The following is a 14432-nucleotide window of genomic DNA, read 5'->3' as shown; positions in this document are numbered from 1 at the left end:
TTTTAAATTTATTTTGGAGCTAATCCTGCTATCCGCTCTATCTTTTATGTTCGCTAAGGCGAAACATAAAAGGATGCCGCTTCTATCAGGGCTAGGGCATTTCGTTACAAATCCCATCTGTACGGACAGGTCGCATTTTTCATCTGTACGGACAGGTCGCGACCTGTCCCTACGGCAAATTATTGATTATACCCAAAACGCTTCAACATATTCGCGTTACTTCTCCAGTTTTTATTCACTTTCACATACAATTCGATGTGAATTTGTTTACCAAAGAATTTTTCTAAATCCTCACGAGCCTCCATTCCTACTTTTTTCAAAGCCGCTCCTTTATGTCCAATGATGATTCCTTTTTGGGTATCGCGCTCTACCATAATAAGAGAACGAATACGGATAATCGCATCTGTTTCTACAAATTCCTCAGTTACAATCTCTACTGCATACGGAATCTCTTTACTGTAGTTCAATAAGATTTTCTCACGAATGGTTTCATTAACAAAAAAACGTTCTGGTTTATCTGTCAACTGGTCTTTAGGATAATAAGGAGGTGATTCAGGCAACAATTCCAAAATACGTCCAAAAACTTCTGGCACATTGAAATTCTTTAAGGCTGATATTGGGAAAATCTCGGCATTAGGCACTTTTTCAGCCCAAAAAGCCACTTGCTCTTCTAACTGTTCTTGATTTGAATTATCAATTTTATTCAACAATAACAACACAGGAATTTTAGCATAGATGATTTTATTAAAAAAAGCTTCGTCTTTCAAATCCTGCTCCCCTATTTCCACCATATAGATTAAAACGTCAGCATCCTCAAAAGCCGATTTGACAAAGTTCATCATCGATTCTTGCATCTCATAAGCAGGTTTGATGATTCCAGGAGTATCAGACAATACCATCTGAAAATCTTCTCCATTGACAATTCCAAGGATTCTATGACGAGTTGTTTGTGCTTTAGAGGTGATAATAGACAACCTTTCCCCCACAAAGGCATTCATCAATGTTGATTTCCCAACATTCGGATTCCCAATAATATTTACAAAACCTGCTTTATGTGACATTTACTTTAATTTTAATGCCGCAAAGGTAGTCATATCAAGTGAATAGACGAAATAAAACATTTTTTAAAATTACGTATTGTAAATCTAAGATTTATGTGTATCTTTGCACCCGAAACAACGCGGGATAGAGCAGTAGGCAGCTCGTCGGGCTCATAACCCGAAGGTCACAGGTTCGAGTCCTGTTCCCGCTACTAAGTTAATTCTATTGAGATTACAAACGCACATCGCGGGATAGAGCAGTAGGCAGCTCGTCGGGCTCATATCCGCCACGGCGGACACAGGTTCAACCAAGATTGCAAAACACACAGCGCGGGATAGAGCAGTAGGCAGCTCGTCGGGCTCATAACCCGAAGGTCACAGGTTCGAGTCCTGTTCCCGCTACTAAGAAAGCTTCAGAGAAATCTGGAGCTTTTTTTTTGCTATGCAGTTAGGACTTTTATGGATCAATTTATAAAGTTGAGGATTATATAAAAAAAGAATACAATTAATTGTTAACGTATCTTTTACTTTTGCCAAATGTTAGAAATTCTATACCAAGACGAATATATTATTGCCATTAATAAACCAAGCGGATTATTGGTTCACAAATCATTTTATGCGCGCGACGCCAAAGTGTATGCCATCCAAGAATTGAGAAATCAAATAGGTGGACAACACGTATACCCTATTCATCGGTTAGATCGCAAAACATCTGGTGTTTTGTTATTTGCATTGGATAAAGAGGTTTTAAAAATTATGAATGATCGTTTTGCCACACGCGAAGTCGAAAAAAAGTATTTAGCCATTTTACGTGGTTGGTCACCCGAAGAACTAACGATAGATTATGATCTAACCAATGATGATGATATTAAACAAAATGCAATAACCTACTTTCATCGTTTGCAAAATACTGAAATCGAACTAGAATTCAACAGCAAACCAACGTCACGATATTGTTTGGTAGAAGCGATTCCTGAAACAGGTCGTATGCATCAATTACGGAAACATTTCAAACATATTTTTCATCCTATTCTAGGAAGTCGCCCACATGGTTGCAACAAACAAAATAAATTATGGCTGGAGAATTATGACCTAAAAGGAATGATGCTTCATGCACATCAGTTAATTTTTAACCATCCTATAAATAACGAACAACTCATCTTGAATGCAAAGATTAATGAAGAGTTTAGCAGAGTAGGCACTATTCTTAATCTAGATTTGAGCACATATAAATAGAATAATAATCCTCAAAAAAGAAGGTAGTTATTTCAACATCTCCCGCCACTAGAAAAGCTTCATAGAAATATGGAGCTTTTTTTATGGATTTATTTTTCGCCTAGCGACACCAAAACTTGCAATTCTTATTTTATATCCCGAACTTAGTTTGCGCTTAAAACGCTAAAAAACAAACCATTAACCAAAACTACAAATCATGAATTCAAAAGACATTAAAAAAGAATATACCAACGGAGAAGTAACCGTCGTATGGCAATCTGGGAAATGCATTCACTCTGGGAATTGTGTCCGCAACAATCCTGACGTTTTCCAACCTAAAGAAACTCCTTGGATTAAAATCAATGCTTCGGCAACCGAAAAAATCATTGAAACGGTGCAAAAATGCCCTTCAGGAGCACTTTCATTTTACAAAAACGATAAATAATTTTCTTTAAAATACCACTCGTGATTCATAGGTACTATCTTTAAAACCTAATTTATTTTGATTAATTTTTCAATATATTTGTTTTAGCAGAGAGGAAGCATACTGCGATTTTTCGTTGAATGTTTACCTTGTTTAGCCTCAACTTGTTTGGGGCTAATTTTTTTATCCATTTTTGCGTTTGTGCCTTTTTCAAAGGCAAGCAGAGAAGAAAGCTCCTGTTCCTTTTCTTGAATATTTATTCGATAATTAGTATCGTATCGTTTATTTTTCTTCCACAAATGATAGACCATTACTAATAATTTTTTCTGTACCGCTACATAACTTTTCATTTTTATGGCGTGTTTTTCAAAAGTCCTATTATACAAATCTAAAAACGGTTTTTCTTTACATGTTATAACTATTAAAGACGGCATATGAAGAGCTCTTCTTATTCTTGAATTCCCTTTTTTAGATATCTTAGTCTTTCCAACCCTAGTTCCTGATTGAGCTTCAACAACATCATAACCAGCATAAGAAACTAATTGCTTATAGTTTTTAAATAGCTCAAAACCATTAGTTTCTGCTATTAGAGTTGCTATAGTTAAGTATCCTATTCCTTTAATTGCCAAGATATTTAAGCATTTATTATAAACTACAGCATCAGATTTAAGATGTAATTTCATTTTTTTATCTAATTCTTTCAACTGAGCATCAAACAGAGTTATAGTGCTTTTAAGTTGATCAATCAATAAATCGGAACGATACATCGAGTGTTCTAATGCATGGATTTGATTACTTATGACCGTTTTTAATTCTTGTATATTTTGATGCTGTCTGGTGTAGTGACGTAATTCATAATAGTAGCGTCCTAATGGCTCCCAAAGGCTTAAGCATTGTTCAGCTCCCATTTGTGCCAATCCTCTAGCGTCAATACTATCATTCTTAGATTTTAAACCCAAACATTCTAAGTATTTCTTTGCCTTATTAGGTAAAACTATAGATAGTTTATATCCTTTTTCAAATAAATATAACGCACAATTTTCATGATAGACACCTGTGGCTTCCATACAAACAACCAAAGGCAAATCCATCTCTTTATGCCATTTTGTTATCCAAGAGTCTAAACTTTCAAAACCAGAAACAGTGTTGTTAAAGGTTATTTTAGACTTAAACTGAACTTGTTGGTTCTCATCAATGACACAAATTGATCCATCAATTTTGCTACTAGAAACATCTAATCCCACAGAATACTTTAAAATCATAACTTTTTGATTTTTAGATAAACAAAAAACTACATGGGTCTTGGCTCATTAGTTATACTGCATCTAAATTAAAAACCTAGTGCTTAAGTACTATTGCGACTTGAAATGTAATTAAAATGAAGTTGATTAACCTAGCTTACAATATCGTATTAAACGTATCTGGCCCCGATAGAATTTTGCAACTTCATTTTGTTTATCAATTATTACTATTTTAAAGATACGTATTTTATCATTTTGTAACTATAACAAAGATATGAGCCCCGATGGAGCCGATATCCTCGTAGCGGAGCGAAGAGATAAAGGCGAGAGCGGGACGAGGCGTTATTAAATGTACTAGGTTTATGCTCCTAAACCCAATTTTAGTTACTATTAAAAAAAATAGTATTTTTGCCCACGGTTTTACATTCAAACAATTCAGAATTTAAAATCTTAAACTTTAAACTTTAAAAGATGAAGGCATACGTATTTCCTGGTCAAGGAGCACAATTTACAGGTATGGGAAAAGACTTGTACGAGAACTCGGCTTTGGCCAAAGATTTATTCGAAAAAGCAAATGAAATATTGGGTTTCAGAATCACAGACATCATGTTTGAGGGTACTGCTGAGGAATTGAAAGAAACCAAAGTTACCCAACCAGCAGTGTTCTTGCATTCGGTAATATTAGCCAAAACACTAGGTGACGACTTTAAACCAGAAATGGTGGCAGGTCACTCATTAGGAGAATTCTCTGCTTTAGTAGCCAATGGTGCTTTGAGTTTTGAAGACGGCTTGAAACTAGTCTCACAACGTGCTTTAGCCATGCAAAAAGCCTGCGAAATCAAGCCATCAACGATGGCTGCTGTTTTAGGGTTAGCAGACAACATTGTGGAGGAGGTTTGTGCTTCAGTTGACGGAGTTGTTGTTGCAGCAAACTACAACTGCCCTGGTCAATTAGTAATTTCAGGAGAATTTAAAGCGGTAGAATTAGCTTGTGAAAAAATGAAAGAAGCGGGTGCCAAACGCGCTTTATTACTACCGGTTGGTGGTGCTTTTCACTCGCCTATGATGGAACCTGCACGGGAGGAATTAGCAGCTGCAATAGAAGCGACTACCTTTTCTACTCCTATTTGCCCAGTATATCAAAACGTGACAGCATCGGCAGTGTCTGACGCTAACGAAATCAAGAAAAACTTAATCATTCAGTTGACGGCTCCAGTAAAATGGACACAATCCGTTCAACAAATGATTGCTGATGGAGCGACTTTATTTACTGAAGTAGGTCCTGGAAAAGTTTTGGCTGGATTAATTGGAAAAATTAATAAAGAGGCAGCGACCGCGAATGCATAATTAGTATTCCGTTTCAAGTCGCAGTTTTCAGTTGTAACAACAAATAGAGTCCTCATAAACAAGTTGTTTATGAGGACTTTTTCTTATCTAAACTTCTCGTTTTTAAGATATTTCGGTTGAAATTATTTATATCCTAAAAAAGTAATTATATTTGGTTTCCCAATTTGGTTTTCCAAATAATAAAAATTCACTATTATGAATAAATTGATTTTAACTATAATATTTCTATGCTTAACTCTGACTGGATTCTCACAAACAGACGAAAGCACCACTTACAAACCAGTTGAGTATCCTAAAACGCATACTGCAAAAATTGACGTTATCTACACCAAAGTAGGCGACTGGGAAGGTAGAGCTGATTTATACTTTAACCTTAATACACCAAAACCCACACCTATTGTCATTAATATTCACGGTGGTGGATGGAACAAAGGCGTCAAAGAATCTCAAACAGGCTACAATACATTTTTTAAAGCAGGTTTTGCCGTAGCCAATATGGAATACCGCTTATCCCAACAAGCCACTGCACCCGCTGCTGTCGAAGATACCCGATGCATGCTTATTTATCTAATTCAACACGCCAAAGAACTCAACATCGACACCGACAAAATTGTTATCATGGGTGGAAGTGCTGGTGGACATTTGGCATTAATGGGTGGACTCTTAGCAAATGACTCCCGTTTTGACACCAATTGCAAAGGAACTCCCAATGTAAAAGTAGCCGCTATCATTGACAAATACGGAATTACAGATGTATCCGATTGGTCTTTTGGAAAGCTAAAAAGCAAATCGGCCTTACAATGGCTAGGGGATAAAGTAACTGATAAAAGTTTCATACAATCCGTTTCACCAATTCACTATGTTACTAAAAACAGCCCTCCTACTTTTATAGTTCATGGTGATGCCGACCCAACCGTTCCTTACCAACAATCTGTTGACTTATATAAAAAACTACAAGAAATGGGAGTGAAATCCGAATTCATAACCGTACCAGGCGGTGTTCATGGCAAATTTGAAAAAGAAAAAAATGATGAGATTTATAAAGCCATGATAAAATTCTTGACTGATATCAATATAATTAATTAACAATGAAAACCACACCAACTATAAAAACTGTTCTAACTCTACTTTTAAGTTTTCCTATTCTTAGTTATGGACAAACCGTACTCAGTGCCGACACGTCCAAAGACACCTATGCTCATATCAATAGTGTTTTGGCCCCTGGAAATGACGCCATAGAAGTACCCGATGCTATTCATAACAATATGCGTCATATTACTCAAAAATTTGACTCACAACTAAACAAAGATGTTTTTGAATTTAGCATTCACGTCACTCCCGACAATGATATTTCAACAACATCAACAGATCGTCAACGTAACGAAATTAAAACTTACAGTCCCTCACCTGCGAATCTAAAAGGCACATTAGGTGAAATTGTACAATACAAATGGAAGTTTAGAATCCCTGTAGGGTTTCAACCTTCCTCAAATTTCACTCATATCCACCAGATAAAAGCTGTGGGCGGCGATGAAAGCAATCCCATTTTTGCTATTACCTTACGAAAAGCAACCAGCTCAGGAGCGACAAGCAAATTAGAACTTAATTATTACCCCCCAGCAACCTCCTCCGCTACTAAACTCTTAAATTTAGAAATGGCTGCTTTTGAAGGGCATTGGGTCGAAGCAACCGAAACAATAACTTATGGATCGGCCGCTACAAGTACTTACGACTTTGTAATAAAAAAAATAAGTGATAATTCTATTTTGGCAACTTATAGTGACAACACACTGATCACCTTCAGACCAGACAATACTTTTGCAAGACCTAAATGGGGTATTTATAGAAGTATTGCGACACAATCTGCATTACGTGATGAAAGCATGTTATTCGCAGATTTTAGCATTCAAGAACTACCATCATTAGGCGTAGATGAATTTGAAAATGCATTTAAGAATGTAAATATATTTCCAAATCCTGTTAATGAATATTTATCTTTCACAGAATCAATACTCAATAAACTGGATGCCTATAAAATTATTGAACCTACTGGAAAAGTATTAATTTATGAAAAAATAAAAATGGACAAAGTTGATGTTTCTTTTCTAAAACCAGGATCTTACTTCATTCAATTATACCAAGGAAAGGTAAAAGCAAAAACAATTCAATTCCTGAAAAAATAACAAAAGCCTCGAAAACAACATTAGTTAATTTCGAGGCTTTTAATTTATATTAAAATCTTTTTATTTCAAGAACTCCAATACACTATCTGTAATAAACTGGATTTGTTCATCTTCTAGTTCCGTATGCATAGGCAAAGCAATAACTTCGTTTACCAACTGATTCGTAACTGGAAAATCTTCCTCTTTGTACCTTGAATCCAAATATGCTTTTTGAGAGTGTAACGGAATTGGATAATAGATTGCACATGGTATCCCTTTGTCTAGCAAATGTTTCATTAATCCATCTCTGTCAGCATTAATAATACGCAACACATATTGATGAAAAACATGATTATTTTGGTCAAAATCAAATGAAGGAGTAACAATCTTTGTATGTGCCGAAAGTGCAGTATTGTATTTAGCTGCTGCTTCACGACGCGCATGGTTATACTCATTCAACAAAGGTAATTTTGCATTTAAAACAGCCGCTTGAACACTATCCAAACGAGAATTCACCCCTACCACATCATGGTGGTAACGCTCGTACATTCCGTGATTTACTATTCCACGAATAGTATGTGCTAGAGCATCATCATTAGTAAAAATAGCACCACCATCACCATAACAACCTAAATTTTTTGATGGAAAGAAAGAGGTAGCCCCCACATGACCAATTGTTCCTACTTTACTTTTGGCACCCGTAGTTGAAATAAAATCGGCCCCAATAGCTTGTGCATTGTCTTCAATAACAAACAAATTATGAGCTGCCGCTAATTCCATTATCGCATCCATATTGGCCGCACGACCAAATAAATGCACTGGGACAATAGCCTTGGTCTTTGGAGTAATTGCTTGTTTTATCCTTTCGATAGAAATATTCATATTATGCATATCCACATCCACTAAAACTGGAGTCAACTGCAACAAAGCAATTACCTCAACTGTAGCTGCAAAAGTAAAATCAGCAGTGATAACTTCATCACCAGGCTTTAAACCTAATCCCATCATGGCGATTTGCAAAGCATCAGTTCCATTAGCACAAGGAATAACATGTTTTACTCCCAAATAATCTTCTAATGATTTTTGAAATTGATGCACTTGAGGCCCGTTTATATAGGTGTTTGTATCCAAAACTTCTTGAATAGAAGCATTAACTGTTGTAGCGATTTTATCGTATTGACTTTTTAAGTCAACCATTTGAATTTTCTTCATTTATCCAGAAATTTATAATTAGAAAGATGTCGATTATTTGTTGCTCATAAAGACGCTTCTTTCATAAAAAGAAAACAAAAATAGGTATTATTGGTTTCAAACCAACACATTTAAACCAAAGAAAATGTATTTTAGCCCCAAAAAACAGACCGATGCGCTTTCTATACAATTTCACCCTTTATCTAGCTGAATTTATTCTAAAACTTATCGCCCTATTTAATCCTAAAATAAAACTTTTTGTATCAGGAAGGACAACCGTTTTTGATACACTTTCTAAAAATATAAAATCCTCAGATAAAACCATTTGGTTCCACGCCGCTTCTTTAGGTGAATACGAACAAGGACTACCTGTGATGGAAAAAATAAAATCAGAATTCCCATCTCATAAAATAATCCTAACGTTCTTCTCTCCTTCTGGTTTTGAAGTTCGAAAAAACAATACCGTTGCCGACATCACTGTTTATCTACCTTTGGATACTAAAAAAAATGCGAAACGTTTTATCGCTTTAACGCATCCTGAAATGGTGTTTTTTATTAAATATGAATTTTGGATTAATTATTTAGCCGTTTTAAAGATGAATAACACCCCAACCTATTTAATATCTGGCATCTTTCGTGAGAACCAATTATTCTTTAAATGGTATGGTGAATTTTACAGAAAAGCACTAAATACCTTCACTTATTTCTTCGTTCAAAACGAAAAATCTAAAGAACTTGTTCAACAATTAGAAAAAACAAATGTAATTGTTTCGGGAGATACACGTTTTGATCGAGTAGTCGCTATTTTAGAAAAAAACAATACTTTGGATTTTATAGCACAATTTAAAAACAATACTACAACCATTGTAATAGGCAGTTCTTGGCCCAAAGACGAAGAATTACTTGTTAACTACATTAATACAACCAATCAAAAGATTAAATTCATCATTGCACCACACAACATAAAACCCGAACAAATAGCACAATTGAAAAATGGATTATCGAAGAAAACCGTTTTGTTTTCAGAGATGGAAGGCAAAACCCTAGCCGATTATGATGTTTTCATTATCGACACGATTGGAATTCTAACTAAAATATATAGCTATGCTAACATTGCATACGTGGGTGGTGGCTTTGGAAACCCAGGTGTTCATAATATTTTAGAACCAGCTACTTTTGGTGTCCCTATAGTAATTGGAAGCAACTATTCACACTTTGCAGAAGCAACAACATTAGTTGATTTAGGAGGATGTATCTCTATTTCAAACCTAGTAGAACTAGAAACAACTTTTGACAATCTCATAACAAACTCCAATTCGCAAAAAGAAAAAGGACTAATTTGTAGTGACTTTGTGTTCACAAATAAAGGAGCCACAAATACTATTATGGAACATATTTTAAAAGGCACAAATTAAAGAAGTATCGACTAGTAATTATCTTAAGTCTATTATATATGTTTTTACCAAATAATCCGTAAATAGAAAACAGATTTAGTAGTTTTCATTTAAAAGTTACCACACCTTTCTCTGCCCAAAAAACAACAAATAAAGGGAAAAACATTCAAAAGCTAGCTTTATTTAAAAACCACACAATGCTTTTAATATCAAACGATTAAAAATCTAAAAAAAATAATATTCTTCAAAAGCCTTATCAACACTACCTATCTACCCCCTATAAATACTGACAAAAACATAAATCGAATAATATTTTTAAAAAAAAATTGAAAAAATAATTTACATATCAAAAATTTTATATCTTTGCTCCGAATTAATAATTAACCTTTTATATTAAAGTAAGATGAAAAAAGTATTTTTAAGTTTAGCTGTAGTTGCTGTTTTAACTGTTGTATCTTGTAAAAAAGCTGACGCTGCTGCTGAAGAAGTTGTAGCTGTTGATTCAACTGCTGTTGCTGTTGATACTGTAGCTGTTGATACTGCTGCTGTAGCTGTTGATTCTGCTGCTGCTGAAGCTCCTGCTGCTGAAGCTCCTGCTGCTCACTAATCAAGAATTTATTCTAGACAAAATCAAAGCCATCCTTAGGATGGCTTTTTTTATACCTTATCTTTTTTTTACCTCAACCCAAAATTGCACAAAAAAAGCCTTAACATTTTCACATCAAGACCTTAATCGTTTTTAGCAAGAATCACCAAGCTAATCATCAAAAATAACCTCACTAGCGGCAAAGTCTAATATCTCTGCCCTAGAGCCATATTTTACAATTTCATCAATTCCTTTTTGCGTCATCAACGCAGTAGAATACTTTCTACTAGTAGCCACTACAGCATCATTCAATACTACCCTAAAAAAGAACTTCCCTTTTGAAGTCTTAAACTTCACAAAAGAACACTTATCAAACAACGAACGCAACAACTCCGCATCCGCTTCGCAATCCATTCGTAATTCATACGTATTACTCGTGAAAATAGGCTTTCCCTTCCTAGAAGTATATTCAAACTTATAATCACCACTAAATCGCTTACTAATCACAAAAGATCCCATATCTCTATATTCCTATTTAAAAATTTAAAAATACAATCTTTAACAATTTTCACCATACGAAAAACCATATAGTTATAAACAAAAAAAAGCCTCTTCAAAAGAAGAGGCTTTAGTACTCAGAGCGGGACTTGAACCCGCACGAACATTGCTGTTCACTGGATTTTAAGTCCAGCGTGTCTACCAATTTCACCATCCGAGCGTTACGCTTTAAAAGAATGATTTTTAAATTTTTATAAAAAATTAATTAAACCAAACCCATACGAGCGTTATATTTTTCAAAGATACTGTTTAATTTTAAAAAACAAAATCTTTCGAGCTTTTTACGCTTTTGAGCGAAAAACGGGGCTCGAACCCGCGACCTCGACCTTGGCAAGGTCGCGCTCTACCAACTGAGCTATTTTCGCATTTTCAATTCTTAAAAAGAACCGCGATACTTGTTCTGTATTGCGGATGCAAATTTAGGACATTTATTGAATAAAACAAGGGCTTTTTGAAACTTTTTTTGAATTATTTTATAACCTTCTGATAACCTAAACTTTAAATATAAAATTATTTTCGAGTCAGCATTCTTTTTATCTCATTTAGCTTCATCAAAGCCTCCACAGGGGTTACCGTATTAATATCTAAATTTAATATTTCCTCTTTTATTTCTTCTAACAATGGATCATCAAGATTGAAAAAACTCATTTGCATCTCATCTTTCTCTGATTTTATTCCGTTTAAAGCATCGCTTGAATGATCTTTTTCTAGCTTCTTTAAGAGTTTCTGTGCTTTTTGAATCACAATTTGAGGCATCCCAGCCATTTTCGCCACATGAATTCCAAAACTATGCGCACTTCCTCCTTTAACTAGCTTTCGAATAAACAACACAGAATCCTTCAACTCCTTTACCGAAACATTGTAATTTTGAATTCTTGGCAACAATTCATTCATCTCATTCAACTCATGATAATGGGTTGCAAAAAGCGTTTTAGTCTTGGACGGATGTTCGTGCAAATATTCTGCTATAGCCCAAGCAATCGAAATTCCATCATAAGTACTCGTACCACGTCCAATTTCATCCAACAACACCAAACTCCTATCTGATAAATTATTCAAGATTGAAGCCGTTTCATTCATCTCAACCATAAAAGTCGATTCTCCCATCGAGATATTATCACTCGCTCCTACTCTAGTAAAGATTTTATCGATAATTCCCATTCGAACGCTATCTGCCGGAACAAAACTCCCCATTTGAGCCAATAACACAATCAAAGCCGTTTGACGTAAAATAGCCGACTTACCAGACATGTTAGGACCAGTAATCATAATCAATTGTTGCGTTTCTCTATCTAAGAACACATCATTAGCGATATAAGGTGTCCCAACCGGCAATTGTTTTTCAATTACAGGATGTCTTCCATTTTGAATTTCAAGTTCGAAACTTTCGTCTAATTGTGGACAAACATATTTATTCTCGATCGCTAATTGTGTAAACGAACACAAACAATCCAGTTGCGCTACCAAATTAGCATTCAACTGCACTGGTTTTATATAGGTAGTAATCCAAGCCACTAATTGCTCAAACAGTTCCGATTCGATTTTTTGAATCTTTTCTTCAGCTCCTAAAATCTTAGATTCGTATTCTTTTAACTCTTCTGTAATATAACGTTCCGCATTCACTAAAGTTTGCTTACGAATCCACTCTGCAGGTACTTTATCTTTATGCGTATTTCGAACTTCGATATAATATCCAAAAACATTATTAAAGGATATTTTCAACGACGTAATTCCCGTGCGCTGAGATTCCCTTGCCTCAATTCCTTCCAAGAATTCTTTTCCAGAAGTTGATATAGCACGCAACTCATCTAATTCTGCACTTACCCCTTTAGCAATCGCATTTCCTTTTGAAATAGCAACTGGTGCATCTTGATTTAATGTTGATTTTATCTTTTCACGCAACAACTCGCAACTATGAAAGCTGTCACCAATAACTTTTACAGCTTCTTGTGGACTTTCTAATGCTAATGTTTTTATTGGAATAATAGCATCCAATGATTCTTTTAAATACACCACTTCACGAGGTGATACTTTACCTGCTGCAATTTTAGAAATTAATCGCTCCAAATCAGATATTTGTTTGATTTGGTACTGCATTTTCTGCAAGACTTCTTGATTATCTCTCAAATAAGACACCACCTGATGACGGTTTCTAATTTTATTGGCATCCTTTAAAGGCAAAGCCAACCAACGTTTTAGCAAACGACCTCCCATTGGCGAAAGCGTGCGATCAATAACATCCAAAAGGGTCACCGCATTTGGATTGTAACTGTGATATAATTCTAAATTTCTAATTGTAAAACGATCCATCCACACATAGGCATCTTCGGCTATACGTTGAATTGAAGTTATATGCTGAACTCTATTATGTTGGGTTTCGGACAAATAATATAAAATTGCACCTGAAGCAATAATCCCTTCTTTTAAATCTTCGACACCAAATCCTTTTAAGGAAACGGTTTGAAAATGCTTGGTTAAGGTTTCAAAAGCATAATCTTCTTTGTAAATCCAATCTTCGAGATAAAAACAATGAAAGTCATTCCCGAAATTCTCTTTAAAATCATTCTTATTGTTTTTTTGAATTAAAACTTCCGAAGGATTGAAATTTTGCAGCAACTTATCTATGTATTCAGCATTTCCTTGAGCGGTCAAAAACTCTCCTGTTGAAACATCCAAAAAGGACACACCAATCATCTTATTGGTAAAATAAACCGATGCCAAGAAATTATTGGATTTCGAATTCAAAACCTCATCATTCATCGAAACTCCAGGCGTCACTAGCTCAGTCACCCCTCTTTTAACAATGGTTTTGGTCATCTTAGGGTCTTCCAATTGATCACAAATAGCTACTCGCAATCCTGCTTTGACCAATTTAGGCAAATAGGTATTTATCGAATGATGCGGAAAACCTGCCAATGCAGTTTCACTATCAGAACCTGCACCGCGTTTGGTCAAGGTAATCCCTAAAATTTTTGAAGCTCTAATCGCATCCTCACCAAAAGTTTCGTAAAAATCACCTACCCTAAACAACAAACAAGCATCAGGATATTTCCTTTTGATTTCGTTGTACTGCTTCATTAACGGGGTTTCTTTTACTACTTTTTCTTTTGCTGCCAAAATATATTTGTTTATTTTATGAATAATTGGAAATTAGAGCGAATTTATAGATTTAAAAGCGAAAATGGAATTAGTTAAAAAAATAAAAGTCAGTTTTAAGGAAATTTTATGGTATTGGCATGATTTTTTCTTTAGTTTTGTTAATCAATTTAAAAAT

General features: G+C 35.0%; 12 protein-coding genes and 4 tRNA genes. 9 read left to right on the top strand and 7 right to left on the bottom strand.

Annotated elements, in window-relative coordinates:
- Positions 1-179 precede the first annotated feature (179 nt).
- Complete coding sequence (gene era / locus SLW70_RS06575) at positions 180-1061, bottom strand: GTPase Era (RefSeq protein WP_320891277.1); 882 nt, start codon at positions 1059-1061, stop codon at positions 180-182.
- 118 nt (positions 1062-1179) lie between these two features.
- On the opposite strand from era, the gene SLW70_RS06570 reads away from it, so the two are divergent.
- The 4 genes from SLW70_RS06570 to SLW70_RS06555 all read left to right on the top strand — a co-directional run bounded on the left by SLW70_RS06570 (position 1180) and on the right by SLW70_RS06555 (position 2700).
- Positions 1180-1252 (top strand) — tRNA-Met (locus SLW70_RS06570).
- Between the two features lie 117 nt (positions 1253-1369).
- A tRNA-Met gene (locus SLW70_RS06565) sits at positions 1370-1442 on the top strand.
- Positions 1443-1577: 135 nt separating this feature from the next.
- On the top strand, positions 1578-2276 hold the full coding sequence (locus SLW70_RS06560; protein WP_320891275.1) for a pseudouridine synthase: 699 nt from the start codon (positions 1578-1580) through the stop codon (positions 2274-2276).
- 196 nt (positions 2277-2472) lie between these two features.
- Positions 2473-2700: a (4Fe-4S)-binding protein gene (locus SLW70_RS06555; protein ID WP_320891274.1), complete on the top strand. Its 228-nt coding sequence runs from the start codon at positions 2473-2475 to the stop codon at positions 2698-2700.
- 83 nt (positions 2701-2783) lie between these two features.
- Here SLW70_RS06555 and SLW70_RS06550 read toward each other — a convergent pair whose 3' ends face one another.
- Positions 2784-3941: an IS110 family transposase gene (locus tag SLW70_RS06550; protein ID WP_320890227.1), complete on the bottom strand. Its 1158-nt coding sequence runs from the start codon at positions 3939-3941 to the stop codon at positions 2784-2786.
- Between the two features lie 450 nt (positions 3942-4391).
- On the opposite strand from SLW70_RS06550, the gene fabD reads away from it, so the two are divergent.
- The 3 genes from fabD to SLW70_RS06535 all read left to right on the top strand — a co-directional run bounded on the left by fabD (position 4392) and on the right by SLW70_RS06535 (position 7450).
- Positions 4392-5267, top strand: a complete 876-nt coding sequence (fabD, locus tag SLW70_RS06545) for an ACP S-malonyltransferase (RefSeq protein WP_320891273.1) — start codon at positions 4392-4394, stop codon at positions 5265-5267.
- Between the two features lie 195 nt (positions 5268-5462).
- Positions 5463-6353, top strand: coding sequence for an alpha/beta hydrolase (locus tag SLW70_RS06540; RefSeq protein WP_320891272.1), 891 nt, complete (start codon positions 5463-5465; stop codon positions 6351-6353).
- Positions 6354-6355: 2 nt separating this feature from the next.
- Positions 6356-7450: a T9SS type A sorting domain-containing protein gene (locus SLW70_RS06535; protein WP_320891271.1), complete on the top strand. Its 1095-nt coding sequence runs from the start codon at positions 6356-6358 to the stop codon at positions 7448-7450.
- 60 nt (positions 7451-7510) lie between these two features.
- Here the strand turns inward: SLW70_RS06535 and SLW70_RS06530 are convergent, their stop codons facing one another.
- A complete protein-coding gene (locus tag SLW70_RS06530; protein WP_320891270.1) occupies positions 7511-8641 on the bottom strand; it encodes a DegT/DnrJ/EryC1/StrS family aminotransferase in 1131 nt (376 codons plus the stop codon).
- A 152-nt stretch (positions 8642-8793) separates the two neighbouring features.
- Between SLW70_RS06530 and SLW70_RS06525 the strand changes: the two genes are divergently transcribed.
- Together SLW70_RS06525 and SLW70_RS06520 are read left to right on the top strand one after the other, a co-directional pair.
- Positions 8794-10035, top strand: a complete 1242-nt coding sequence (locus SLW70_RS06525) for a 3-deoxy-D-manno-octulosonic acid transferase (RefSeq protein ID WP_320891269.1) — start codon at positions 8794-8796, stop codon at positions 10033-10035.
- A 382-nt stretch (positions 10036-10417) separates the two neighbouring features.
- Positions 10418-10621, top strand: a complete 204-nt coding sequence (locus SLW70_RS06520; protein ID WP_320891268.1) for a hypothetical protein — start codon at positions 10418-10420, stop codon at positions 10619-10621.
- A 150-nt stretch (positions 10622-10771) separates the two neighbouring features.
- On the opposite strand, the gene SLW70_RS06515 is transcribed toward SLW70_RS06520, so the two are convergent.
- The 4 genes from SLW70_RS06515 to mutS form a co-directional block, all read right to left on the bottom strand.
- Positions 10772-11119: a DUF1508 domain-containing protein gene (locus SLW70_RS06515; protein ID WP_320891267.1), complete on the bottom strand. Its 348-nt coding sequence runs from the start codon at positions 11117-11119 to the stop codon at positions 10772-10774.
- Between the two features lie 113 nt (positions 11120-11232).
- Positions 11233-11318 (bottom strand) — tRNA-Leu (locus tag SLW70_RS06510).
- A 132-nt stretch (positions 11319-11450) separates the two neighbouring features.
- Positions 11451-11523 (bottom strand) — tRNA-Gly (locus tag SLW70_RS06505).
- Between the two features lie 145 nt (positions 11524-11668).
- Positions 11669-14275, bottom strand: a complete 2607-nt coding sequence (gene mutS, locus SLW70_RS06500) for a DNA mismatch repair protein MutS (RefSeq protein ID WP_320891265.1) — start codon at positions 14273-14275, stop codon at positions 11669-11671.
- Positions 14276-14432: the final 157 nt, after the last annotated feature.

The organism is Flavobacterium sp. NG2, assembly GCF_034119845.1.
Classification (GTDB): Bacteria; Bacteroidota; Bacteroidia; order Flavobacteriales; family Flavobacteriaceae; genus Flavobacterium.
Note: the sequence above shows the minus strand (reverse complement) of the source record. Positions and strands in the feature narration are given on the sequence as shown.

Bases quoted from the DNA above. Each gene is read 5' to 3' on its own strand.
- SLW70_RS06540 (WP_320891272.1), top strand. From the start codon at position 5,463: ATGAATAAATTGATTTTAACTATAATATTTCTATGCTTAACTCTGACT.
- SLW70_RS06555 (WP_320891274.1), top strand. From the start codon at position 2,473: ATGAATTCAAAAGACATTAAAAAAGAATATACCAACGGAGAAGTAACC.
- SLW70_RS06520 (WP_320891268.1), top strand. From the start codon at position 10,418: ATGAAAAAAGTATTTTTAAGTTTAGCTGTAGTTGCTGTTTTAACTGTT.
- era (WP_320891277.1), bottom strand. From the start codon at position 1,061: ATGTCACATAAAGCAGGTTTTGTAAATATTATTGGGAATCCGAATGTT.
- SLW70_RS06525 (WP_320891269.1), top strand. From the start codon at position 8,794: ATGCGCTTTCTATACAATTTCACCCTTTATCTAGCTGAATTTATTCTA.
- SLW70_RS06515 (WP_320891267.1), bottom strand. From the start codon at position 11,119: ATGGGATCTTTTGTGATTAGTAAGCGATTTAGTGGTGATTATAAGTTT.
- SLW70_RS06535 (WP_320891271.1), top strand. From the start codon at position 6,356: ATGAAAACCACACCAACTATAAAAACTGTTCTAACTCTACTTTTAAGT.
- fabD (WP_320891273.1), top strand. From the start codon at position 4,392: ATGAAGGCATACGTATTTCCTGGTCAAGGAGCACAATTTACAGGTATG.
- SLW70_RS06550 (WP_320890227.1), bottom strand. From the start codon at position 3,941: ATGATTTTAAAGTATTCTGTGGGATTAGATGTTTCTAGTAGCAAAATT.
- SLW70_RS06530 (WP_320891270.1), bottom strand. From the start codon at position 8,641: ATGAAGAAAATTCAAATGGTTGACTTAAAAAGTCAATACGATAAAATC.
- SLW70_RS06560 (WP_320891275.1), top strand. From the start codon at position 1,578: ATGTTAGAAATTCTATACCAAGACGAATATATTATTGCCATTAATAAA.